Here is a 24,093-nt window from a genome sequence, read left to right as displayed (position 1 = left end):
TGCACTTGCGGCGGTCAGTCGCTAGCAGAACGGCAACGCATATTGGAGGGGTCCGATGGACGATCTGAGGGACAAGTATCTAGCCGCCATTTCCGGTGCTGCCGATGAAGCCGCGCTGGAAGATCTGCGTGTGCAAGCCGTCGGGAAAAAGGGCGAAATCAGTCTGAAAATGCGCGAGTTGGGCAAGATGACCGCTGAGGAACGTCAGACCGTTGGCCCCAAGCTGAACGCGCTGAAGGACGAAATCAACAGCGCCCTGGCGGCCAAGAAAGCAGGGCTGGCCGACGCCGCACTGGATGAACGTTTGCGCACCGAATGGCTGGATGTCACGCTGCCGGGCCGCCCCCGCCGTCAGGGCACGATCCACCCGATCAGCCAGGTGTGGGAAGAAGCCACGGTGATTTTCGCCGATATGGGCTTTGCCGTTGCCGAGGGCCCGCAGATCGAATCTGATTGGTACAACTTTGATGCGCTGAACATCCCCGGCCACCACCCCGCGCGGGCCGAAATGGACACGTTCTATATGCACCGGGCCGACGGCGACAACCGCCCGCCACACGTTCTGCGCACGCACACCAGCCCCGTGCAAATTCGCAGTATGCAAGATCAGGGCGCGCCCCTGCGCATCATCTGCCCGGGCCGTGTGTACCGTGCGGATTACGACCAGACCCACACGCCCATGTTCCATCAGGTCGAGGGGTTAGCGATCGACAAAGACATCAGCATGGCCAACCTGAAATGGGTGCTTGAGGAATTCTGCCGCGCGTTTTTCGAAGTCGACAACGTCGAACTGCGCTTCCGCGCGTCGCATTTCCCTTTCACCGAACCGTCAGCCGAGGTCGACATCCGTTGTTCCTGGGACGGCGGCCAGCTGAAAATTGGCGAGGGCGACGATTGGATGGAGATCCTTGGGTCCGGCATGGTCCACCCCAAGGTCCTGCAGGCGGGGAATATCGACCCCAATGAATGGCAGGGCTTTGCCTTTGGCATGGGAATCGATCGGATTGCGATGCTGAAATACGGCATCCCCGACCTGCGCGCATTCTTCGACAGCGACCTGCGCTGGCTGCGGCATTATGGGTTCAGCAGCCTGGACCAGCCAACGCTGCACGGGGGGCTGAGTGGATAATGCCTAAGCGTAATTTAGATAGGATCCGTGAACTTTTGTTGATGGCGGAAGAAACAGAACTGGATCCAGACGATGATTTCAATTCAGGGTATATTGATTTGATGTCACAAATTTCGCCAGAAGATGGATATCAGCTTCTACTTATGCGAGATGAGAGGCTTATCGAAGGCAAGGATGCAAATCTTGGTCTCTTTCGTTTGACCGCTGCCGGTCATAATTATTTGGATTCTATGCGCGACGAAGGTGTTTGGAGCAAAACTAAAAAAGCTGTTGCTGAAACAGGTGGAAACGCCACATTAGAGATTGTCAAAAAAATAGCAGTAGGTTTCTTAGAAAAGAAGATCGAAGATAAAACCGGACTGAAACTGTGAATTCAATCCAAGCTATCCAGATGCTCACCAAATTCTCCCTCCCCGCCATGGTCCGTCTTATGGACCGCACGCTGCTCCCCTCGGCGCAGCAGTTGACGGTTGGACCGGTGTGTATCAATGCCGAAGCCTCGGTCGGTATCGGGGATATGGACGTGGGCGAAGCGCGGACGATAATGGCTGAGATTGACGCCAAATCCTCGGCGCTTCTTGCCGTGCTGGCGATTATCCTGGCGGCATCGGCCTTTATCTTTTCGCTATCGCAAACTTGGATCGCACTGTTGCTGATGTTCGCGCAGGTCACGACGATCTCGATCTCGATCCTCTACCTGCTGCGCTGCCTGATCTACGAACCCGCGCCCCAATTGCGGCACGTGTTTGAAATGGAGGCCGTCACCCACGACCACGCCCTGCAGATCGAGGCGATCAAACAGGTTCATTATTTCAACCGCGTCGTGATGCAGACCGTCCTGACGTCGGTCCTGTTCTTCACCATGTCGATGCTGGTGGGTGTTGATGCGATGATATCCGGGGCGGAGTAAAACCCGCATGGCAAAACCCATCCTATGGTTCTTATCGCGACTTTTGATCATCGCGTTGTTGGCCGAAATATATGCATGGAACACAGATGCGTCGCCTGCATTGTGGTTGTTTGGCTTTGCAGTGCTTTTGGGGTCTATGACAGCCGTTTCGGTATCACAAGCGACCTATGAAACAATTGAAACGGGTGGTAATTGGCAGGTTCGCAAAGTTGATAGTCTGGAAGCGACACCAACATCAAAGGTACTTTATCAGCTATTCCGATTGAGATGGCTAGCGATCGCTCTGCTCTGTCTGATTGCTGCAGTTCTGTATGCTGATTTTTCGACAAAAGGGTCGCTTATCAAGAGTATTTTGGATATTCCTTCTGAAAAGCCATGAAAACGTGATGTTTGTTATAAGCCTGCCATGTATGAATTTTCCGCATTAGTCGCATTTATCTACAATTGGGTTTATGAAAAAGCGAAGGCGAATTTGGCGCTCATGGCTACGTTTTTTGTACTTCTGTTTATCGGTTTCATTATTTTATTTATCTTTTTCATGAACATTTCAGCGTTTTTAGCCATAGTTTACACTATTATTTTTTCATCTCTTTTGGCTGCTGCTTATTTCGCCATAATGAGGGCCGTTTCTGAGAAACTAGATGCTCGTAATCAGATTAAACTAAATCATGAAAAGGCGATAAAGACGGCAAAGATGATCGAAAAAGGCTCTAAGTCGTAATTGCTTTCCAGACCTCAACCCTGTTTTCACCATGTTGATGTGATGATGAATGGCCTGCTAATTGCAATTTACTTTAATCCATCGTATATACATCCACATATACGGAAAGGTTGCAGTATGATCGAAATAAAAATCAGAAAAGTCGGAAACTCGGCCGTGATGACCCTGTCAACCGAAATGCTGGCAATGCTGGACGCGAAAGAGGGCGACACCCTGTTCGTTGTGCGCGGCGATGACGGCAGTCTGAAAATCATGGCGCATGATCCGTCAGTGGCTGAAGCCCTGGCCGCGGCTGAGGTCGTGATGGATGAGAACCGCGATCTGCTTCAGGCGCTGGCTTGAGCGCGCCTGTCTGGGTTCCGCTGGCCGCAATCATCGTTATCCACGACAGACAAATCGCCCGACATGGTGGGGCCTCTGGCTTGCGGGATAAGGCATTGATTGAGATGGGGGCCAGTCGCGCCATGAACCTGGCCGCATATTCGGATGCAGGACTGGCGGATATTGCAGCGGCCTATGCGTTTGGCATTGCCAAAGCGCATGCCTTTGTTGATGGCAATAAGAGGACTGCGTTTGTGACCGCGGTGACCTTTCTGCGGTTGAACGGCTATGCGTTTCGCCCCGACCCTGTCACCGGTGTTCGTATGATGGAGGATCTGGCATCCGGTCAGAAGACCGAGGCCGAGTTTGCCGCCTGGTTAAAGAACGGGATGCACCCGATCTGATCCGCATCGGGGCTTCCCCATCCCGGCCGCTTGATGTAACACCACCGGCGAACCACCGGACCCAAGGGCAGACGGACATGAAATTCACCCTTTCCTGGCTGAAGGATCATCTTGAAACCTCAGCCTCGCTTGACGACATCCTTTATGCGCTGACCGACCTTGGTCTTGAGGTTGAAGAGGTTTCGAACCCCGCTGAAAAGCTGAAGGATTTCACCATCGGTAAGGTGTTGCAGGCCGAAAAGCACCCCGATGCGGATCGGCTGCGGGTGTGTCAGGTGGAAACGGATGAGGGCGTCAAGCAGATCATCTGCGGTGCGCCGAACGCACGGCAGGGGATCACGGTGGTTGTGGCCAAGCCCGGTGTCTATGTGCCAGGCATTGATACGACCATTGGTGTTGGCAAGATCCGCGGCATTGAAAGCTTTGGTATGATGGCCAGTGAGCGTGAGATGGAGCTGTCGGATGAACACGACGGCATCATCGAACTGCCCAGTGGAGAAGTTGGCGAAAGCTTTGCCGATTGGCTGGCCGCGAATGAACCGGCCAAGGTTGACCCGGTGATCGAGATTGCGATTACGCCCAACCGCCCCGATGCGCTTGGGGTGCGGGGGATCGCACTAGACCTGGCCGCGCGTGGATTGGGGACTATGAAGCCGCGTGATCTTGATCCGGTTCAGGGTCAATTCCCTTGCCCGATCGCGGTGACGATTGATGATGACACCCGCGATGCTTGCCCAGTATTTTATGGCCGTGTCATCCGCGGTGTGAAAAATGGCCCCAGCCCGCAGTGGCTGCAGGATATTCTGCGTGCCATCGGTTTGCGCCCCATCAGTGCGCTGGTCGATATTACGAATTTCTTTACCTATGATCGCAATCGCCCTTTGCATGTTTTTGATGCTGACAAGGTGCAGGGTAACCTGCGTGTGCACCGTGCAAAAGGGGGCGAAACGCTGGTTGGTCTGGATGAGAAAGAGTATACATTCCAGCCCGACATGACGCTGATCTCAGACGATAGCGGTATTGAAAGTATCGCAGGTGTCATGGGTGGTTTGCCCACAGGTTGCACTGAAGAAACCGTAAATGTCTTTCTTGAAGCCGCCTACTTTGATCCGGTGCGGACGGCGCTGACGGGTCGTGCGCTGAAGATCAACAGTGATGCGCGCTACCGGTTTGAGCGCGGTATCGATCCGGCCTGGACGCCCCACGGGCTGGAACATGCCACACGGATGATCCTTGATCTATGTGGGGGCGAAGCCTCGGACGTGGTTATCGCGGGTGAAATCCCGGATGTGTCACGCGCATATAAGCTGGATACGGATCGTGTGCAGTCGCTGGTGGGTATGGATATTCCCGCTGAAGACCAGCGCGCCACACTTGAACGGCTTGGGTTCCGGCTTGACGGTGATATGGCCCATGTGCCCACCTGGCGACCCGATGTGATGGGCGAAGCGGACTTGGTCGAAGAGGTCGCGCGGATTGCATCCCTGACCAAGCTGCGGGGGCGGCCACTGCCCCGCGCACAGGTGGGCGTGCCGAAACCCGTACTGACGCCCATGCAGCGGCGCGAACAGGCGGCGCGGCGGACCTGTGCGGCTTTGGGATATAACGAATGCGTCACCTATAGCTTTATCGACAAAGCCTCGGCCGAGCTGTTCAGTGGTGGCGATGATGCAACGATGCTGGCGAACCCAATCAGCTCTGAAATGAGTCATATGCGCCCCGCACTGCTGCCGGGCTTACTGCAGGCCGCGGCGCGCAACCAGGCGCGTGGTTTCATGGATCTGGCTCTGTTTGAGGTCGGCCCGGCCTTCCACGGGGGCGAGCCGGATGAACAGCATCTGCTGGTTTCAGGTCTGCTGATTGGCAGCACCGGCCCCAAAGACGTGCACGGCAGTGCGCGCGCCGTTGATGTTTATGATGTCAAGGCCGACGCCGAGGCGGTTCTAAGTGCAATTGGTGCGCCCGCCAAAGTGCAGATTTTGCGCGGGGCGCAGGAATGGTGGCATCCGGGGCGGCACGGCATGATTTGTCTGGGGCCAAAGAAGGTGTTGGGCATTTTTGGCGAGCTGCACCCCAAGGTTCTTTCCGCAATGGATGTCAAAGGTCCCGCGATGGCGTTTACGATCTGGCCGGGCGAGGTGCCCTTACCGCGATCAAAGTCGGCCACCCGTCCCGCGCTTGAGATAACAGACCTGCAGGCGGTTGAGCGCGACTTTGCCTTTGTCGTTAATGCCGATGTTGAGGCACTGACGCTTGTCAATGCGGCAGCGGGGGCCGACAAAGGCCTGATCGACGATGTGCGCGTCTTTGACGAATTCATTGGCGGTGCTTTGGGCGAAGGCAAGAAATCCCTTGCCATTACCGTTCGTCTGCAGCCGCGCGATAAGACGTTGAAGGACGAAGATATCGAAGCTGTCAGCGCCAAGATCGTCGAAAAGGTGACCAAGGCAACCGGCGGTACGCTGCGCGGCTAGTTCAGCACCGCGGGCCAGTTTGCATCAGCGCTTGCGATGCGGCCGGGGATGTCACGTTCCCACCGGCGTTGCACGCGGCGTGAAAAGTTCAGATACAGCTTGTCATCAACAATGCGCCAGGCCTCGGGTACGGTCGACGCCGTATAGCCTTCACTGACCGCATAAGCGCAGTATCCGCCATATTGCGGGGCAAAGCTTTCAGGGTTTTCGATAAAGGCCGCGCGGTTTTCTTCGGTCGAAAAACGCCAGGTTGCACCCATCCAATCGTGGGTCAGGTCAGGATTGCCCGCAACGGGCTGGCCTTCGGTGAAGTAGGCCACGACGTCGGTGCCATCAACGGCCACGCCATCCTCGGCATAGATGGTTGGTGTTGCGGCGCGGGCGACGGTCGCGAAGGTGGTCAAGACGGGTGTCGTTGCTGCAAAAAGCAACATGGTGCGGCGGGTGATGGGCATTGGTCTCTCCGAAGCTGCTGGCATTCTGTTTATCGTCAGATGGGACGCCGGTCATCTTCGAACCATATTTTACACAGAGGTGTTATTCTGCCCGCCATTCCGTGATCTGGCTGTAATAAAGGGCGAGCTTAGACTTGAGATTTCTATTCACACCTTAGCGCTTTGGCAAAATCGGCACGGTTCTGGTGCGGTGCAATAGGGCTGCTGACAAGTTTCCCGTTTGTAAATCGGGTCGCTACAACTGCGGTCCAGTCTGCTGAAGCCGTGATCATCTCAGGCCCCTGACCACAATCTCGGATGCCGCCTGCGATGTCGCGTTCGCCGATGCGATGGTTTGTCAGTCCTGCCAGATCAGCAACAGGTTCAAGTTCGCGATCTTTAAACCGCCAAACCCGCAGTGTTTTTGCCAGATGGGGGCGGTCGATATATGCAATTTCGATATATCCGTCACCATCCAGATCAGCCGCCCCAATCGGCGCAAGCCAGCGATTTGTTCGACCGATATGGGGCGTTTCGGCGATTTTGCGACGATCGTCATATATGGCAAGTTGTGCACCCAGACGGACATCCGTTTCTATGACGACAACTTCTGGCTTACCGTCACCAGTGACATCCCAAAGCCGCGGTGTGATATCTTCGAAGACATGATCCAAGGGCAGCTTATGAACGCGCGTTTCATGGCGCAACACGGCGTCTGTACCGGTCTGAGCCACATCAATCTCAAGCGTACCATATTCGATATCGTCACCCAGAATGGCGTGGCCATACCGGGTTGTCGGATCCGTGAACCGTGCCTCTTTCACGTCGGCCACAGCGCAGCCCGCGCATAAAACCAGCAGACCCAGGTATCGCCACATCAGATCTGTTTTTCAGGCATCTGAACGACCAGCCCGTCCAGGTCATCGGTCACCTTGATCTGGCAGGTCAAACGCGACTGGCCAGGCTTTGGCTCATACGCGAAATCCAGCATATCTTCTTCCATCGGATCGACGGCAGGCAGCTTTTCATACCAGTCCTCGCGCACATAGACATGGCAGGTCGAACAGGCGCAGGCGCCACCGCAATCGGCCTCAATCCCCGGGATATTGTTGTCGCGGGCACCTTCCATGACGGTCAGTCCGTTTGCCACATCCACGACATGCTCTTTTCCGCCGTGCTCGATATAGGTGATTTTTGCCATCTGACGCCTCTTTTCAAACTTAACCGCTTTTACCTAGCCAAGCTTGGGAAAACACGCCAGCGCATTTTTCAAGACGCTGGCGGTCTGACGCAGATTTTATGACGTGCTTTTGCGATCGGCAGGATGAAGAGATTTGCCCAGAATATGATCCGATTTGTGAATGACCTGATCTGCACGTCCGACAATCAAAGGGTCGGCCCCGCGCACGATTTTGCGGTCCTTGTCAGGGTAATCCAGACTGTTCAGGAAATGCTGCATGCAGTTCAGGCGGGCCCGTTTCTTGTCGTTGGATTTGATCACAGTCCAGGGTGCGTCGGCGGTGTCGGTATAGAAGAACATCGCTTCTTTCGCTTCGGTGTAGTCGGACCACTTGTTCAGGCTGGCCTTGTCAATAGGGCTAAGTTTCCACCGCTTCAGTGGATCGGTTTCGCGGCTTTCAAACCGGGCGCGCTGTTCGTTCCGAGTGACCGAGAACCAGTATTTGTAAAGCCGGATACCCGATCTGACCAGCATGCGTTCGAATTCCGGGGTCTGACGCATGAATTCCAGATATTCCTGCGGTTGGCAAAAGCCCATGACCCGTTCCACACCCGCACGGTTATACCATGACCGATCATACAGAACGATTTCACCCCGGGTGGGCAAATGATTGACATAACGCTGAAAATACCACTGTCCTTGTTCTTCTTCTGTCGGCTTGTTCAAGGCCACGACACGGGCAGCGCGGGGGTTCAGGTGTTCGGTAAACCGTTTGATCGTACCGCCCTTACCCGCGGCATCACGACCTTCAAATAGAAGAACGAATTTCTGACCGGTTTCCTGTGCCCAAAGCTGAACTTTCAAAAGCTCGGCCTGCAGCTTGGCTTTCTGAGCTTCATAGCTGCGACGGGACAATTTTTGATCATAGGGATAGATACCATCGCCGAAGGTTTCGTGAACTGCGTCAATGGTTGGCTTCGCGGGCTGGACCTCAACGGGTTTTGGCAGTGTACCGTTGCCCTTTTTTGCATTCACGATCGTCATTTTCGTCTCCTTCGGGTGCATCACGGGACCATAACAGAAAATGACACCCATTACTTTGACTTGTCGCAAAGACGGGGACTTACACAAAAAGAAACCGGGCCTTGTGACCCGGCTTCGTCCGTGTTCAGACTGGTTGAGAGCGCTATTCTATCGAAATCGCAACAAAACGCGGTTCACCCGCACGCCGAATTAGCAGCAAAAGCGATTTACGACCCGCTTCTTTGGCCTCTTCTATCTGGGTTTCAAGATCAGCGATGCTGGCAACGGCCTGTTGGCCTGCTTCGGTGATCACATCACCTGCGCGCAGGCCCTTTTCATAGGCTTCCGAGGCACCATCGACATCGGTAATAACCAGGCCCTCAATACCTGCCTGTAACTGCAGTTCTTCGCGCAAGGCTTGTGTGATCGGCGAAAGGGTAAGGCCCAGCATATTCTGCTCGGTCACTTCTTCCTCGGGCACAGCGGCGGCCGGAATGGCACCTTCGGCCGTTTCGCGGCGGCCGAGCGTCACCAATAGCGTTTGCGTTTGTCCTTCGCGGAACACAACAACACGAACGCTTTTACCAACGGCCGTATTGCCAACGCGACGCACCAATTCGCGGGTGTCAGACACATCTGCGCCGTCAAACGAAAGAATGACATCCCCGGCCAACATTCCGGCGTCTTCGGCGGGGCCAGCGGGAACATCTGTTATAAGCGCGCCTGCGGCTTCTTCAAGACCCATTGCCTCGGCCACGTCGGGGGTCACGTCCTGAATGCGGACACCCAACCAGCCGCGGCGGGTTTCACCGAATTCCTGCAGTTGCTCGACAACGCTGGTCACCACATTCGCCGACATCGCAAAACCGATGCCAATCGATCCGCCGTTTGGCGAAAGGATAGCGGTGTTCACGCCAATGACCTGACCGTCCATGTTGAACAGTGGACCGCCCGAGTTGCCGCGGTTGATCGCAGCGTCGGTCTGGATATAGTCGTCATAAGCGCCTGACAGCGCCCGCCCACGTTGTGAGACGATACCGGCTGATACAGAAAAGCCCTGGCCCAGCGGGTTACCCATGGCCATGACCCAATCACCAACACGCATTGCATCGCTATCACCAAATGGAACGAATGGCAGTGGTCCGTCTGCTTCGACTTTCAGCAGGGCGATGTCTGTATTCCGATCCGTGCCAATTACGGTCGCGGGCAGTTCCCCGCCTGTGAAGAATTCGACCAGGATTTCGTCAGCGCCTTCGATGACGTGGTTGTTCGTCACGATGAAGCCGTCTTCGGAAATCACAAAGCCCGATCCCAATGCCGATGACCGGCGTGGTGCGCCATCGGGGGCGGGCAGGTTGCGGAAAAATTCTTCAAACGGTGATCCTTCGGGCACCAGTCCTTGCGGGCCAGTGCGCCCTGCAACCGTCGTAGATGTCGTGATATTCACAACAGCCGGACTGATCTGATCGGCCAGATCAGCAAAGCTTTCCGGTGCGCCCCGAGCGTTTGCGAACATGGCTTGTGCCAGCAAAAAGGCAAAGCCAAGGATCAACGCAAACAGCATCTGAGGCATCGTGCGTGTTTTTATAAGTGCGATTGCCTTGGGTTTCAAACTTCAACTCCTTAGTCATTCAATCTACGTGACCTGCGGTCTTGTCTAACAAAGTAGGGTGCTTTTGCCATAACGCCAAGCGTTGAAAGTCCGCGTCACGCCAGTGTGAGACGGAATTGATCATTAACCACAATTATATTGAATGAATTCAGGCCCCAAGCAGTTTGGCAATCCAGACAAAACATATTCCGGTTGCAAGGCAAGCAATTCCAATCATGCGACGTTGTTCAATTGAAAGGTTGCGCAGGGCCTGCAACAGGTCTTCTATAAGCGAAGGGGCCAGTGCATAGACCAGCCCCTCGACGACCAATACCAGCCCTATGGCTAGAAGAATCGTTTCCATTACTGCTGTGATGCGACACCACCGTTTGTGGTTCTGGCATCCAGCCCTGTACCATCGAGGTAGTTGAAAAATTCGCTGTCAGGGGTGATAATCATTGTTGAGTTACTGCCCTGAATAGCGCGTTCGTAGGCCGCCAGCGAACGATAGAAGTCAAAGAAATCGGGATCTTGGGTAAAGGCGCTGGCAAAGATGTTATTGCGCTGCGCATCAGCTTCACCGCGGGTGATTTCAGCTTCGCGACGGGCTTCAGAAACCAATTCAACAACCGTACGATCAGCCTGGGCGCGAACGCGTTGGGCGGCTTCTTCCCCGCGGGCGCGTTCATCTGTAGCTTCGCGTTCACGTTCCGCCCGCATCCGGTCGAATGTGGCTTCCAGGTTCTGATTGGGAAGATTTGTTTGTTTCAAACGAACGTCAACAACTTCCAGACCCAGATCTTCAGCCCTTGCATCCGCCTGAATACGAATGCGTTGCATAAGATCTGAACGTTCTTCGGACAAGATTGTGTTTGATGTCACACCATCGGCACCCAGAACAGCGCGGGTCTGTGTCGTCAGGATCGATGCCAACCGATCTGCACCGGCACGTTGTCCACCCGGACCAACAGCCAGCCTGAATTGTTCGACATCTTCAATCCGATAGCGGGCAAAGGCATCGACAACCAGACGTCTGTCATCAGACGGTGTAACCTCAATTGCAGGTGTATCCAACGACAAGATGCGTGCATCATAACGCACCACTTCGTCGATGATTGGCAATTTGAAGTGAAGCCCCGGTTCCTCTTCGATTTGCTGTATCTGACCAAAGCGCAGAACCAGCGCTTTTTCACGCTCATCGACGATGTAGACCGATGAAAGGCCAACAATCAAAACGACAAAGACAGCGGCAATTGCAAAGATCGTCTTATTCATATCAGTTCTCCGCTGTGGTTGTGTTGCGGCGTAATTCGTTCAACGGCAGATAAGGCACGACGCCCTGTCCGTTGCCGCTGCCATTATCATCAAGGATCACCTTGTTCACGTCACCAAGAACGCGTTCCATGGTTTCAAGATAAAGACGTTTGCGCGTCACCTCGGGGGCCAAACGATATTCAGTTAAGACTGCCAGGAAGCGGCTCGCCTCCCCCTGAGCTTCATTGACGACACGTGCGCGATAGCCCTCGGCTTCTTCCAGGACCTGAGCCGCTTCACCCCGTGCACCCGCCAGAACGCGGTTTGCATAGGCATCAGCCTGACGTTCAAGGCGGTCACGTTCCTGTTCCGCAGCCTGAACATCGCGGAAAGCGTCGATAACTTCCGATGGCGGATCAGCACGGTCAAGGTTGACACGGACAATATTGATACCGCTTTCATAGCTATCCAATGTTGACTGAATAAGTATTGTCACTGTGTCTGCAATCAATTCACGATCACGGTTCAGAATTGGCGATAGCTCAGACTGGGCAATGATTTCACGCATAGCCGCTTCGGATACGGCCCGCACGGTCTGCTGGCCATCGGCCAGGTTGAACTTGAAATGCTCAAGGTTGCTGATGTTCCAGACCACCTGAAAGTCAATATCGACGATGTTTTCATCCGTGGTCAGCATCAGACCTGCATCCCCACGCTGACCACCACGCCCTACGCCAATATCTTCGGTGTTTTCACGGGTGACCGCTTCGACTTCGTAGGTCACCAGGGGCCATGGGGCAAAGTTTAGACCCGGGCCGCCAGTGCTGGAAAATTCGCCCAAAAACAGCTCAACCGACTGTTCTTCCGGACGGACTGTGTAAAACGATGCGGCGATCCACGCGATGAAAGCTACAACAAAACCGATACCAACCACAGTTCGGGTTGGAAAGGGCTCTCCTCCGGTGGGTCCACCTGGACCGCTGCCATTGCCACCGCGACCGCCCATCAGAACGCGTAGTTGTTCCTGACCTTTTTTCATCAGATCGTCAATTTCCGAACGTCCGCCTTCCGGCCCAGGGCGCCGGTTGTCATTTCCTCTATCTCCGCCTCGGTTGCGATCGTCGCCGTCCGAGCCGCCTCCGCCGCCCCAAGGGCCGCCGTTGTTGCCAGCCATTTTTGCTGTTATCTCCTTGGTGGATAAGTGTTGTTGTTCATAACTTGATGGTGCGGGCCGGAAATTCAAGCCGTCCGCATCGGTGTTTTCATTGTTACAATCTCTTCCGACATTGTCGGATGTACTGCAACCGTTCTGTCAAAATCTTCTTTTGTTGCGCCCATTTTAACGGCGATCCCCGCCAGCTGTATCATTTCCCCCGCATAGGGCGAGACAATGTGACATCCCAAAACCTTGCGTGTTTCTCGGGAAACGACAAGTTTCATCAAAATACGGTCGGGGCGTCCGGCAAAGGCCGTTTGCATGGGCCGAAATGAGGTGCAGTAAACCTCAATTGGTTCCTGATCGCGCGCCTCTTCTTCGGTCAGGCCAATCGTGCCGAACTCGGGCTGCGTGAAAATGGCCGATGGAATCAGTTCGTGATCCGGCTTGGTCGGGTTGCCTTTGAACACGGTTTCGACAAAGGCCATGCCTTCGCGGATGGCCACGGGGGTCAGTTGGACGCGGTTTGTGACATCGCCAACGGCGTAGATCGATGGCGCCGACGTCTGTGAATAGTCATCAACGATGATTTCATGGCGCCGACCCAGTTTCACGCCTGCTTCTTCCAGACCCATATCCTGCGTGTTCGGCGAACGGCCTGTCGCAAAAAGGACCTGATCGAAAACACGTTCAGTACCGTTGGTTGCCTTGACCCAGATCGGTCCAGTTTTGTCTGATGTTTGCTTGCGCGTGATCACCTCGTGATCCTCGATCATTGCCGCGTCGGACGATGTGCCGCCTTCGTAGTCGGGGTTATGATCACTGGCGCGCTTCATTTCAACGATGTTGGTTCCTGTGCGCAGGTCGATCCCTTTTTCCCGCATCAGATCCGCCACCAAACCACGCCCTTCGTCGTCAAACCCACGCAGAATCTGAGCGCCGCGGTAATATTGCACGACCTCGACACCCATGCCGTTCAGGATGCATGCAAATTCACACGCAATGTATCCGCCACCAATAATCAGGATTGATTTTGGCAGTTCCTTCAGGTTGAAGATATCATTTGAAGTAATCCCCAAGTCAGCATTGGGCAGATCAGGTTTGACCGGATATCCGCCGGTGGCAATCAGGATGTGCTTGGCTGTCTTTTTGTCGCCATCGGCCAGTTCAATCGTGTGTGGGTCAACAAGCCGCGCGCGACTGTCATGCACTGCAACGTCCGAACTGCGCAGCAGGTTGCGATAGATTTCTTCTAACCGGTCCAACTCACTTGCAAGATGGCTTTGAAACTTCGGCCAATGAAAATCGCCATCTTTCACATCCCAACCATAAGACCGCGCATTTTCGAACATTTCACGGTATTCGCTGGCAAAGACCATCAGCTTTTTGGGAACACACCCGCGGATCACGCATGTTCCGCCCATGCGGTATTCTTCCGCCAGGCCGACCTTAGCGCCTTCGGCTGCGGCAACACGCGCCGCCCTGACACCGCCTGATCCGCCGCCAATGACGAAAAGATCATAATCGAAATCCATTCCAATCCTTTCAGTCATCAATGTCCAAGAACAGATTGTCTTCTTCGAAAATCTCAACCTGCGTCTGTTCCATGATGCTTTCGTTGATATCCCGAACTTCGACCTTGCCGTCGGAATATCCGATCACAACGGCATCGCATATATCAATGAACAGCCCATTTTCCACAACGCCGGGCGCCTGGTTCAACACAAGCGACAGCTGCTGTGCATTTCCGATCCGGCGTAAATCCAGATCAAGAATATAATTGCCTTCATCGGTCCTGAAAGGCTGGTTGTTTTTCATACGCAGGCTGGCACGGCGCCCCATGACATCAAGACCAATCAGCATTTCTTCGATCAGCGTTTTTGTCGATTGCCATCCAAATGGAATGACTTCGACCGGTAGGGGGAACGCACCAAGTGTGTCCACCTGCTTGGTGGCGTCAGCGATGATAATCACCTGTTCGCTGGCCGTTGCGACGATCTTTTCCCGCAAAAGCGCCCCGCCGCCGCCTTTGATCAGGTTCAGCTGGCGATCATATTCGTCGGCTCCATCGATGGTCACGTCCAGCCAGCGTACATCATCCAGTGTCGTAACTGTGATGCCTTCGGATTTGGCCAGTTCCGCAGTCTGGGCCGAGGTCGCAACACAGATGATATTCAGTCCGTGATCACGGACCATTTCACCAAGACATTTGACAAACCAAGCGGCAGTCGATCCGGTGCCAAGACCCACGCGCATTCCGTTTTCAACATAATCCGTTGCACGACGTGCGGCAAAAAATTTTGCTTGATCTACTGGCGATAAATCCAAAGACATAAACCCCCGACTCCTTTAACTGGCTGCCTTATAAAGAAACTGATGGCAAGGTGCGAGTGTCTAGTGCTGAAAAATGCCGATTAACCACCACAAATGGATTGAAGACTGATCCATTCGCCGTCTGACAGAATTGGTGAAGGGGTTCGCCCGATAAAAGGGTCGGCTTCGATCAGGGCAAGGGTTGTTTCGCCGGATGGATCAAGCGCATAGGCATAAGGCCCGGAACTGACGCCAGCTTTGGCAAAGGCGGTCAGTAGCGCGTTGTCATCAACCGGGCGTGGTGGGGTGCTCAGCAGTGTTTCTGCATAGGCTAACAGTGTTTGATCAGGAATGTCTGCGGTCGTCAAAAGGCGAAAGGTGGTTAAAATTCCGCCATATTCCAGAAGGTCACGCAGCGGATCGCGCGTTTCCGTCCGGATCAGCTGCGCCAGGATAAATCCTGCTGCGACGGCGGGGTCTTCGTGATCTTCAAAAACCTTGGCCGGTATCAGGATTGCCTTGCCCGGCAGATGAACTGTTTCTGGTAGTCCCGCAGGATAAATCAGTATTTGGTTTTCAATGCTTAGACGGGTTTTCAGCGTATCAAGCGCATCAGACCCATCAGGCGAACCACAGGGCATGCCCGCGATGCGGTCGATCTTTTCCAGCAAAGCTGCGCCAATCTCATCCCGTTTGACGTCGGGCACGACCTTAAGGGTGTGTCGTTGCAGCGCGCCAGGCAGCCAAAGAAGCAAAACAGCCAGTACAACCGTGATGCTGCCCCCCAGACTAAGCCAGCGCAGCCGCCCGGGACGCGGCCGGTGGCGGGCGATGGCTTTGGTAATCTTGTCGATCGCCGCAATCAGATCGGGGTCTTCGATTTCAAGCTGCTCGGTGCCTTCGGTATCGGGGGCGTAATGCGCAGGGGATTTGCCGGGGTTCAGGCGTTCAATCGCGGGTAAGGACCAATGCGACAGCGCCCGGCCATTTTTATCAGCAATAACAAGGGTTGCGTCGCCAAAAGATACCACAACATCCTGCCTTTGCGCGGTGTCAGAGGCGCGCCACAGACCGGTGCTTTGCAGCTTTGCGTATTGTTTAAGTGCGGTCATCTATGTCTGCTCGTATTTGGCGGAAGAATAGCCCAAGATGAATGTATCGACAATCTGGGGATGGTGCGATGGGTGAAATCAGGTTTAATATGACATGATATCAAGGGGATGCATCCGCCTATGATCTATTCGCCGCAGCGGCAGTATCTGTTTATCCACATCCCCAAGACGGGCGGGACGTCGATGGCGATGGCGCTTGAGGCGCGGGCGGCGCGGGATGATGTGCTTGTCGGGGACACGCCCAAGGCCAAACGGCGAAAGGCGCGGCTGAAAAAAATTCGGACAAGGGGGCGGTTGTGGAAACATTCGACGCTGGCGGATTTGGATGGGCTTGTTGAGCCGGATGAACTGCAGCGGCTGTTTGTTTTCACGATGGTGCGTAATCCGTGGGATCGGATGGTCAGCTATTACCACTGGCTGCAGGATCAGGACTTTGACCATCCGGCGGTGGGATTGTCCAAGCAATTGGATTTCAGTGGTTTTTTACATCACGATATGATCAAAACCTCAATCCGGCAGAACCCCTATGGCAGCTATATGCGGATGTCGCCCGACGGGGCTGAGCGGTGCGATCTGTTCATCAGGCTGGAAAATCTGGCCGAAGATTTACTGCGGCTTCAGGCGCATCTGGGCTTTGACATTGATCTGCCGGTTTCGAATGCCTCGCGCAGGCAAAAGGATTATCGCAGCTATTATTCTGATGAAAATGCTGAAGTGATTTCAATGCTTTGCGCTGAAGATATTGCCCGTTTTTCCTATTCCTTTGACGGGCCATGAAAAGCGACGCAACGTCGCAAAGGGTAACGCTCCGTTTGGTTGGATTTTACGGCGAAAATAGATGTGCAATTTGCACATTTTCGGGCTTTTCAGAGGGGGCCGACAACGCGTTTCGTACAATTCGTACGCAGGGTTTGTACGATTCCCGCGCGTCTGTAAGTGGCGTCAATAAGGGCGATGCGGTCAGGCATGGTTAACGAACGGGCGGTGTTAACTATTAGAGCATTGTCCTAAAAATCCGCAACGCTTTATCCGCCCTCGTCGCCCGGTGGGTACCACCGGGCAGCGCCCGACCCGCCCCCCAGGGCGGGCGCTTATCTCGCACCCACCCTCGGGCCGGTCGCTGCCCTCAGCTCTCATCAAACACATTTGAGATTTTAAGGACGATGCTCTAAATCCGTCGTTCATGACATTTTAACCCAACCGTACGGCGCAGGATTGAGAAACTTTGCAAACTTGTGGGCCAGAGTTTTGCAAAGTTTTGCGTGTTCACAATTGCCGAAAGCTCCACCGCGTTTCCTGGGTATAGATGTCATCGGGGGTCAGCAGGATGCTGGGAAAATTCGGGTGGTTTGGGGCGTCGGGCCAGCTTTGGGCCTCAAGCGCCAAACCCGCATAAGGGGCACCCGGAAAATTCGCGCCGTCATAGACCTGAAGGCCGGGTTCGGTTGTGGCCATTGTCATGCTTAGGCCTGATGGGCCGGTCAGGGTGGCGATATCGGTGACGGGGCGGCGGGTGTTGGACAGGCAGAAGTTGTGATCCAGCACAGCGTCTGTGCCGGGGGTCAGGTCGCGTGGCGTGCGAAAATCAAAGGGCTTACCTGCGACCGGGGCAATTTCGCCGGTGGGCAGGTTGTCGTGCGTGGGCAGATAGTGATCGGCGTTGATCTGTAACCTGTGGCCCGCATAGGTCGGCGCGCCGCCCAGGTTCCAATAGCTGTGATTGGCCAGATTGATCAGCGTCGTGCGGTCCGTCGTGGCGCTTAGGCGCAAGGACAGGGTCGCCTCAGTCAGGATGAATGCGGCGATCAGGGTGCGATTGCCGGGAAAGCCGCCCTGACCATCGGGCAGGGGCAGTTGCAGTTCGGCATAGTTTTTGGCGACCATGGTCGGGCGCCATGGCTGCAGGTGTGTCCCGGCGCTGCCGCTGTGGCGGGTGGTGCGGCCCGCTTCGTTGGCGTCGAAATGGGTTAGCTGGCCGTCGATCATGGCCTGCGCGCCGCCGATACGGTTGGCGACAGGGCCGACGATGCAGCCGTTTGCACCCTTGCCGGTCTGGTAAGGCGCAAGATGGTCGAAACCGGGGGTCAGGCTGTGGGGGATATCGTCGAGGTGCACGCTTTGAATGGCGGCACCGAAGCTCAGGACGTTCACCCGCAGGCGGTCGTTGGACAGGGTGATCAGCTTGGCCGTGCGACCGTCGGGCAGTGTGCCCCAGTCGCACATGGTCACACCAGTGGTTCCCAGTGGACGCCCGCGGCGGGGATGTCGGTATCGCCCCACTTGGCCGCGTCGGGCGCATAGTTGAAGATAAAGCGGTGCGTCGCGGTATCGCGGAGGCGCAGACCGTCGGTCAGGGTGTGGGTGGGGATACCTTGGCGGGCGCAGGCGGTTTTAATGATATCCGTCAGCGTATCAGGGTCGGGCCAGCCCGCCAGATAGTGCAGCCCACTATTGCGGACCATTGCGGCTGCGCCGGTTTTGGTTTTCAGCGCGACATCGGCGGCGCCTTCCAGATGCTCGAACCAATGCACCATGCGGCCGTTTTCCAGCGGGATATCGGCCGATGGCGGGATGCTTTCGGTGTGGGTGATACGCACGTCAAGACCGGGGATATTGGGGCCAAGCGGTGTCGGGATCGACAGGTTCGGTGTCTTGGTATTGGTGCGCGGACCTAGGATGGCGGTGCCGTCGAATTGGGTCAGGGCGGTGATCAGGCCATCGGGCAGCGACAGGATGCCGGGGGCCAGGACCAGTTTGTAGGCCGACAGGTCGGTGGTGGTCGAAGGGACGATGTCGATATTCAGGCCATTGACGCGCAAGGCCTTATAGAAGGCGAAGGTCAGGCGGAAATAATCGAAATCGGCGCCCTGGGGTTGGACTTGCCACGCCCAGGCGGACGGATAGTCGAAGATCAGCGCAACGTCTGCGGTGGCAGTGCCGGTGTCGGGCAGGGTTTCGATTTCATCCGCGACCTGCCGCGCCTCGGCCAGGGCTGGGGCGGGGTCACTATCTGGGCGCAAGAGGCCCGCGTGCATCTGTTCCTGCGCAAAGGGGGCCTGACGCCAGCGGAAATAGCAGACGGCCTCAGACCCGTGGGCGAATGCCTCCCACGCCCAAAGGCGGGCCATGCCGGGCAGCGGGGCCGGGTTGTATGGGGCCCAGTTCACGGGGCCCGGTTGTTGTTCCATGATCCACCAGCGGCCCCGCCCGACGGCGCGGTACAGGTCGTGGTGAAAGGCCTGCATGTCCGGGTCGCCCTGCCGCAGGAAACGGGTTTTGTGATCATCGGTCGCCTCAAGCCGGTCAGAGAGGAACCCGATGGGGTAGCTGTCCCAACTGGCGATATCCAGATCAGCGCCGACGTCGAAATGGTCGAAGTCCAGCACGCGGCCCATGTAGTTGTGGATCAGCGGCGCGTCGGTGTGTTTGCGCAGGATGTCGGTTTGTAGGCGGTTGAAGCTGACGACCTGATCCGAGCTGAAGCGCAGGAAGTCCAGGTGGTGGGATGGGTTGGCTTCGGTCACGGTCAGGTTGGGCAGGTCGATCTGGTCGAAGTCGGTATACTCCATTGACCAGAAGACATTGCCCCAGGCGCGGTTCAGGGCGTCGGGGGATTGGTACTTCTGGGCCAGCCAGTTGCGGAATTCGCGGCACGCGGCGTCTGAGTAGGACACGGTGGTGTCGTGGCAGCCGTATTCGTTGTCGGTTTGCCAGGCGGCGATATGTGGGTTTGCACCATAGCGTTCGGCCAGCAGTGTGACGATGCGGCGGCATTCGTCGCGATAGCCCTGGTGCGAAAAGCAATAGTGGCGGCGAGAGCCGAATTTGCGCGGGTGGCCGTTTGCATCGACGGCCAGCATATCAGGGTGCTTGTCGACGACCCATTTAGGCGGCGTCGCGGTGGGCGTTCCAAGGATCACCTTTAGCCCCGCGGCACCCAGAACATTGATCGCGCGGTCCAGCCAGTCGAACTGCAGATCGCCCGGCGTGGGTTCCAGCCGGGACCAGGCGAATTCACCGATACGGACCCATGTCAGGCCGGTGTCCACCATACGCGCCGCATCGGCCTGCCACATCTGTTCCGGCCAGTGTTCGGGATAGTAGCAGGTGCCCAGCGTGCGTTTCATCACGAATGGATCGGGCCGTCCCCGCAGGCCAGTGCCGCTTCGCGCACGGCCTCGGAATAGGTGGGGTGGGCGTGGCAGGTGCGGGCCAGATCCTCGGCCGCGGCGCCGAATTCCATGGCGACGCAGATTTCGTGGATCAGGTCACCGGCCATAGGGCCAACCACATGGGCGCCCAGAATACGGTCGGTTTCCTTATCCACCAGAATTTTTACAAAACCATCGGCCGCAAAATTCGCCTTGGCCCGCGCGTTGCCCATGAAGGAAAACTTACCCGCCTTATAGGCGCGCCCGGCTTCTTTAAGCTGTTCTTCGGTCATGCCGACATTCGCAACTTCGGGGTGGGTGTAGATCACACCGGGGATGACGCCGTAGTTCACGTGGCCCCTCTGACCGGCGATGGTTTCGGCGACGGCCATGCCCTCATCCTCGGCCTTGTGGGCCAGCATGGGGCCTTCGATGGCGTCACCGATGGCGTAGATGCCGTTCACATTCGTCTGCCAGTGATCACCCACCTTGACCTGACCACGGTCGGTCATCGCCACGCCAAGCGCATCCAGACCCAGCCCGTCGGTATAGGGTTTGCGCCCGGTCGATACCAAAACGACATCCGCATCGATGGTATGTTCGCTGTCATCCTTGCGCAGTTTATAGGTGACTTTCGCCTTGGTCTTGGTGGCCTCAACCCCTTGGACCGCAGCGCCCAGAGTAAAGCTGATGCCCTGTTTTGTCAGCAGCTTCTGGAAGGTCCGCTGAACCTCGGCGTCCATGCCGGGGGTGATGGCATCGAGGTATTCGATCACATGCACCTCGGTCCCCAGACGGGTATAGACCGAACCCAGTTCCAGCCCGATGACACCGGCGCCGATCACAACCATCTTTTTCGGAATTTTGGGCAGCTCTAGCGCGCCGGTTGAGGTGACAACAACCTTTTCGTCAATCTCAACACCCGGCAGACTGGCGGCTTCGGACCCGGTGGCGATCACGATATTCTTAGCCTCGTGCACCTCGTCCCCGACCTTGACCTTGCCGGCTTCGGGGATTGATCCCCAGCCTTTCAGCCAGTCGATCTTGTTTTTCTTGAACAGAAATTCGATGCCCTTGGTGTTGGCCTCAATCGTTTCGTTTTTATAGGTCAGCATCTGCTTCCAGTCGACTGACGGAGATTTGCCCTTCAGACCCATTTTCGCAAAGTTATGTTCAGCCTCGTGCAGCTGATGACTGGCATGCAGCAGCGCTTTTGACGGAATGCAGCCCACGTTCAGACAGGTGCCGCCCAGGGTTTCGCGCCCCTCGACACAGGCTGTTTTAAGGCCCAGCTGAGCACAGCGAATTGCACAGACATAGCCGCCGGGGCCGCTGCCGATTATGATGACGTCATAGCTGGACATAAAGGTCTCCTTCAGAGGTTACCGTAGATAAAGAGTGTTGCGGCTTGAGGGTCAAGTGCCGTCTTGTGACTTTCGTCGCGAAAGACGGTCATACTGATCACTCTGCCAAAGCCAGATAAAAAGTCCGAGCAAAATCAACGGTGAAAACACCAACAACAGACTAAACGGATCAGCCCCCGGTTGGGTAGAATACAGCATCAGCATGAAACCATTAAAAGCATCGATGAAGTAAGCAATGTAAATCACTATAACGATAGGCAGCCGCAAAAGATGCGTGCCCAAAAGCACGGCCCACCAAATGATAAATCGCCAATGGGCGGGATAAGGTTCCTGAGTGGAGGCATGAAATGAAATCAAAAGACACCATGCCAAGATCAGTGCAATCACCCAATAGAGAGCGGTGGTAAGCCAAGTGCGTTTGTTCATATAAGTGCATCAACAAGTATGATGACCGTCGACGCCATGCCGACACACCAGATCAATGACCGCCATGGAGCCCATCCAAAGGCATAGGCCGGAATATATAGAATACGAGCTGCCAGATAGACCCAGGCACATGTCACGGTAACGGGGCTGGATTGATTGGCCAAGGTCACGACAACAACGGCGATGGTGAATAAGATAAGTGCCTCAAAATGATTGTTCATCGCACGGATCAGACGGCCGGTGCGGGGGCTGACATCTTTCTTAATGTCATCATCGCGCGACCCCATGGTTTTACGGGTCCCAATCTCCATGTTTGTGGGCACCGCCATCAGCACAAATTGGATCACTTGCAACAAACCGGCAAGGGCCAGGACGGTCAGTTCGGGGGTCATGGGCGGCGCAGCTCCTGCGTTTTGATCAGATAGATCAGTATCCCAATTGCTATCACAAAAGGCACTATTGCAATATGTTGTTGAAACATCTGCTCAACAGACGAAGTCACAAAAAATCTTTCCGTAAAATTATAGACGATGACGTTGCCCAATTCAGGAATAGTAAGCAAAATAACAATCCAAAGACCTGCGCCTGACCGGATGAGAACTGAGATTAACAATAGTGTTTCCGGCGCAATACCAAGAATAAATTTAACAATCATAAAAATAATGGTGTCTTGGCGAAGGTCAGGAACTAAAACTTCCGGCGGTGCCGCTTGCATCATCGGGTAGATAAACGCGCTGATTTTCATCAGAATGATAAACCCTAGAATGGCGACTAAACCCCAGTAGATAGCTTTTGAAATAGTACTTCTCTTACTCTCTAAACTCTTTTGCACTTATTAGTCCTGTATAGTGATCGGGGTGCCATCGGGCACCAGCGACCAGATTTCGCGCATTTCCTTATCGGTGACGGCAATGCATCCGTTTGTCCAGTCGACGAACCGCTGTAATGGGCCGACAAAGCCCCAGCCGTTGAGGATGCCGTGGATCATGATATTGCCGCCCGGTGACACGCCGCGGGTGGCCGCGGCGGCGCGGTCATCGGCATTGGGGTATGAGATATGCAGGCTAAGGTGGGCCACCGACGCGGCATTGCGCCAGTCGATAATATAGATGCCGACGGGCGTGCGTTCGTCGCCCTCTTGCTGTTTATGTCCCAAGGGGGCGGCACCTAGGGAAATCCGGTAGGTGCGGATCACCTGACCATCCCGCAGCAACTGCAGGGTCCGGTCGCTTTTGTCGACAAAGATCGCATCGGCCTGCTGATCGTCGGGTGCCATTTCAGGCGGGGGGCCTGAGGCGCTGTGCAGGATCGACCCGGCCGCAAAAGCAATGGCCATCAGGGCGATAAGGGCGGCGAAGCTGCGTTTGATCAGTTTGGCAATAAGGCGCATGCGGCTCCGAAATGGAATTTATGTGAATAGGGTTTTTGAAATTAAACAGAATTTAACGGGTGAAATGCAAGGGTTGAGGTGATTTGAAGTGTTTGAGGTTGCTATGCTGTTTGCTTTTATCCTGTCGATCGGGCTGGAATCGCCCGCGGTAGACGTTATTTTCCACAGCGGCCGAACCGGCGAAGACGGCTGCCACGAAGACCGCCGGAACAGGGATCGGCATTGTCATTAGCTGCCGGGCGACAGTTTGACGAGCCGTGTGTTAAGCCGGTAGTTGATGATACCTTGGCTTGCTAAAATAACTCGTCATCTTTATCCGTATTCAAAACCCAAACTGCTAAACCCAGAATAGCGGCCAGCCCGACCCCTTTTGTGGCGAGAGACTGCAACAAAGCGGGCCCACTGATAGCAAAATCGAATGCCCGAAAGCCGACGAGGGCAAGGTAGAGCAGAGACAATATAATCAAAGCCTCGGTAAAGGGGATGACTGCGCGCCGTTTGTGAAAACCTGTATAAATCTGCGCAATTCCAAGAGCGATGGCTGCGGTGTAGATCAGGTTACCTTCCAGTGGATGCAAATATGTGAAGCAATTGATGTAACTGGGATGGGGCGTTTCAACGGCAACGAACAGCATAATCAGCGAAAACATGATGATTGCAAATGATGCAATCATCGTGGTTCCTAGAACGATGTGAAATCTCGCGTTCAAAATCAGATCACAATTCTAACATTACTAGAC

Annotated in this window: 28 protein-coding genes; 9 read left to right on the top strand and 19 right to left on the bottom strand. The window is 55.2% G+C overall.

Annotation, left to right across the window (positions count from 1 at the left end):
• Positions 1-55: 55 nt before the first annotated feature.
• From pheS to pheT, 8 genes are all read left to right on the top strand, one after another.
• Complete coding sequence (pheS, locus tag H7848_RS03770; protein WP_208348094.1) at positions 56-1,129, top strand: phenylalanine--tRNA ligase subunit alpha; 1,074 nt, start codon at positions 56-58, stop codon at positions 1,127-1,129.
• Positions 1,129-1,500: a DUF2513 domain-containing protein gene (locus tag H7848_RS03765; protein ID WP_208348092.1), complete on the top strand. Its 372-nt coding sequence runs from the start codon at positions 1,129-1,131 to the stop codon at positions 1,498-1,500. The genes pheS and H7848_RS03765 overlap by 1 nt, the downstream gene beginning before the upstream one ends.
• 59 nt (positions 1,501-1,559) lie before the next feature.
• The gene (locus H7848_RS03760; RefSeq protein ID WP_208348090.1) at positions 1,560-2,039 is read left to right on the top strand and encodes a hypothetical protein; all 480 of its coding nucleotides are present in this window, start codon (positions 1,560-1,562) and stop codon (positions 2,037-2,039) included.
• A 7-nt stretch (positions 2,040-2,046) separates the two neighbouring features.
• On the top strand, positions 2,047-2,418 hold the full coding sequence (locus tag H7848_RS03755) for a hypothetical protein (RefSeq protein WP_208348088.1): 372 nt from the start codon (positions 2,047-2,049) through the stop codon (positions 2,416-2,418).
• 27 nt (positions 2,419-2,445) lie between these two features.
• The gene (locus H7848_RS03750; RefSeq protein ID WP_174137632.1) at positions 2,446-2,760 is read left to right on the top strand and encodes a hypothetical protein; all 315 of its coding nucleotides are present in this window, start codon (positions 2,446-2,448) and stop codon (positions 2,758-2,760) included.
• A gap of 117 nt (positions 2,761-2,877) precedes the next feature.
• The gene (locus tag H7848_RS03745; protein ID WP_208348085.1) at positions 2,878-3,102 is read left to right on the top strand and encodes an AbrB/MazE/SpoVT family DNA-binding domain-containing protein; all 225 of its coding nucleotides are present in this window, start codon (positions 2,878-2,880) and stop codon (positions 3,100-3,102) included.
• Positions 3,099-3,485 carry a type II toxin-antitoxin system death-on-curing family toxin gene (locus H7848_RS03740; RefSeq protein WP_208348082.1) on the top strand — a complete coding sequence of 129 codons (387 nt, stop codon included), beginning with the start codon at positions 3,099-3,101 and terminating at the stop codon, positions 3,483-3,485. The genes H7848_RS03745 and H7848_RS03740 overlap by 4 nt, the downstream gene beginning before the upstream one ends.
• Positions 3,486-3,562: 77 nt before the next feature.
• On the top strand, positions 3,563-5,959 hold the full coding sequence (gene pheT, locus H7848_RS03735) for a phenylalanine--tRNA ligase subunit beta (protein ID WP_208348081.1): 2,397 nt from the start codon (positions 3,563-3,565) through the stop codon (positions 5,957-5,959).
• Here pheT and H7848_RS03730 read toward each other — a convergent pair.
• The 11 genes from H7848_RS03730 to H7848_RS03680 form a co-directional block, all read right to left on the bottom strand.
• On the bottom strand, positions 5,956-6,414 hold the full coding sequence (locus H7848_RS03730; RefSeq protein WP_208348080.1) for a YHS domain-containing (seleno)protein: 459 nt from the start codon (positions 6,412-6,414) through the stop codon (positions 5,956-5,958). The two genes, pheT and H7848_RS03730, sit on opposite strands and share 4 nt — an antisense overlap.
• Positions 6,415-6,557: 143 nt before the next feature.
• A complete protein-coding gene (locus tag H7848_RS03725) occupies positions 6,558-7,271 on the bottom strand; it encodes an FG-GAP repeat domain-containing protein (protein WP_237072562.1) in 714 nt (237 codons plus the stop codon).
• A complete protein-coding gene (locus H7848_RS03720) occupies positions 7,271-7,594 on the bottom strand; it encodes a 2Fe-2S iron-sulfur cluster-binding protein (protein WP_208348079.1) in 324 nt (107 codons plus the stop codon). The genes H7848_RS03725 and H7848_RS03720 overlap by 1 nt, the downstream gene beginning before the upstream one ends.
• A 96-nt stretch (positions 7,595-7,690) precedes the next feature.
• Positions 7,691-8,617 (bottom strand): polyphosphate kinase 2, encoded by a 927-nt coding sequence (ppk2, locus tag H7848_RS03715; protein ID WP_208348078.1) that lies wholly within the window; start codon positions 8,615-8,617, stop codon positions 7,691-7,693.
• 142 nt (positions 8,618-8,759) lie between these two features.
• Positions 8,760-10,169, bottom strand: a complete 1,410-nt coding sequence (locus H7848_RS03710) for a Do family serine endopeptidase (protein WP_208348266.1) — start codon at positions 10,167-10,169, stop codon at positions 8,760-8,762.
• Between the two features lie 187 nt (positions 10,170-10,356).
• A complete protein-coding gene (locus H7848_RS03705) occupies positions 10,357-10,551 on the bottom strand; it encodes a DUF2065 domain-containing protein (RefSeq protein ID WP_208348076.1) in 195 nt (64 codons plus the stop codon).
• Positions 10,551-11,462 (bottom strand): protease modulator HflC, encoded by a 912-nt coding sequence (hflC, locus tag H7848_RS03700; protein WP_208348073.1) that lies wholly within the window; start codon positions 11,460-11,462, stop codon positions 10,551-10,553. Before hflC ends, H7848_RS03705 begins: the two co-directional genes overlap by 1 nt.
• 1 nt (position 11,463) lies before the next feature.
• Positions 11,464-12,615 carry an FtsH protease activity modulator HflK gene (gene hflK, locus H7848_RS03695; RefSeq protein WP_208348071.1) on the bottom strand — a complete coding sequence of 384 codons (1,152 nt, stop codon included), beginning with the start codon at positions 12,613-12,615 and terminating at the stop codon, positions 11,464-11,466.
• A gap of 65 nt (positions 12,616-12,680) precedes the next feature.
• Positions 12,681-14,132 carry an FAD-dependent oxidoreductase gene (locus H7848_RS03690; RefSeq protein WP_208348264.1) on the bottom strand — a complete coding sequence of 484 codons (1,452 nt, stop codon included), beginning with the start codon at positions 14,130-14,132 and terminating at the stop codon, positions 12,681-12,683.
• A 10-nt stretch (positions 14,133-14,142) separates the two neighbouring features.
• The gene (rpiA, locus tag H7848_RS03685; protein WP_208348068.1) at positions 14,143-14,931 is read right to left on the bottom strand and encodes a ribose-5-phosphate isomerase RpiA; all 789 of its coding nucleotides are present in this window, start codon (positions 14,929-14,931) and stop codon (positions 14,143-14,145) included.
• An 80-nt stretch (positions 14,932-15,011) separates the two neighbouring features.
• A complete protein-coding gene (locus tag H7848_RS03680; protein ID WP_208348067.1) occupies positions 15,012-16,022 on the bottom strand; it encodes a hypothetical protein in 1,011 nt (336 codons plus the stop codon).
• Between the two features lie 120 nt (positions 16,023-16,142).
• Here H7848_RS03680 and H7848_RS03675 point away from each other — a divergent pair, with 120 nt between their 5' ends.
• Positions 16,143-16,799: a sulfotransferase family 2 domain-containing protein gene (locus H7848_RS03675; RefSeq protein ID WP_208348066.1), complete on the top strand. Its 657-nt coding sequence runs from the start codon at positions 16,143-16,145 to the stop codon at positions 16,797-16,799.
• 489 nt (positions 16,800-17,288) lie between these two features.
• Here the strand turns inward: H7848_RS03675 and H7848_RS03670 are convergent, their stop codons facing one another.
• The 8 genes from H7848_RS03670 to H7848_RS03635 form a co-directional block, all read right to left on the bottom strand.
• Positions 17,289-18,245 (bottom strand): aldose epimerase family protein, encoded by a 957-nt coding sequence (locus H7848_RS03670; protein ID WP_237072576.1) that lies wholly within the window; start codon positions 18,243-18,245, stop codon positions 17,289-17,291.
• Positions 18,246-18,247: 2 nt separating this feature from the next.
• Positions 18,248-20,149: a beta-galactosidase gene (locus H7848_RS03665; RefSeq protein ID WP_208348064.1), complete on the bottom strand. Its 1,902-nt coding sequence runs from the start codon at positions 20,147-20,149 to the stop codon at positions 18,248-18,250.
• Complete coding sequence (gene lpdA / locus H7848_RS03660) at positions 20,149-21,537, bottom strand: dihydrolipoyl dehydrogenase (protein WP_208348063.1); 1,389 nt, start codon at positions 21,535-21,537, stop codon at positions 20,149-20,151. The genes H7848_RS03665 and lpdA overlap by 1 nt, the downstream gene beginning before the upstream one ends.
• 51 nt (positions 21,538-21,588) lie before the next feature.
• Complete coding sequence (locus tag H7848_RS03655) at positions 21,589-21,963, bottom strand: hypothetical protein (RefSeq protein ID WP_208348062.1); 375 nt, start codon at positions 21,961-21,963, stop codon at positions 21,589-21,591.
• Positions 21,960-22,355 carry an MAPEG family protein gene (locus H7848_RS03650; protein ID WP_208348060.1) on the bottom strand — a complete coding sequence of 132 codons (396 nt, stop codon included), beginning with the start codon at positions 22,353-22,355 and terminating at the stop codon, positions 21,960-21,962. Before H7848_RS03650 ends, H7848_RS03655 begins: the two co-directional genes overlap by 4 nt.
• The gene (locus tag H7848_RS03645; RefSeq protein WP_208348057.1) at positions 22,352-22,795 is read right to left on the bottom strand and encodes a hypothetical protein; all 444 of its coding nucleotides are present in this window, start codon (positions 22,793-22,795) and stop codon (positions 22,352-22,354) included. The genes H7848_RS03650 and H7848_RS03645 overlap by 4 nt, the downstream gene beginning before the upstream one ends.
• 3 nt (positions 22,796-22,798) lie before the next feature.
• On the bottom strand, positions 22,799-23,353 hold the full coding sequence (locus H7848_RS03640; RefSeq protein ID WP_208348055.1) for a L,D-transpeptidase family protein: 555 nt from the start codon (positions 23,351-23,353) through the stop codon (positions 22,799-22,801).
• A 293-nt stretch (positions 23,354-23,646) separates the two neighbouring features.
• A complete protein-coding gene (locus H7848_RS03635; RefSeq protein ID WP_208348053.1) occupies positions 23,647-24,027 on the bottom strand; it encodes a hypothetical protein in 381 nt (126 codons plus the stop codon).
• Positions 24,028-24,093 lie beyond the last annotated feature (66 nt).

It is taken from the genome of Pseudaestuariivita rosea (genome assembly GCF_017592335.1).
GTDB lineage: Bacteria > Pseudomonadota > Alphaproteobacteria > Rhodobacterales > Rhodobacteraceae > Parasulfitobacter > Parasulfitobacter rosea.
Note: the sequence above shows the minus strand (reverse complement) of the source record. Positions and strands in the feature narration are given on the sequence as shown.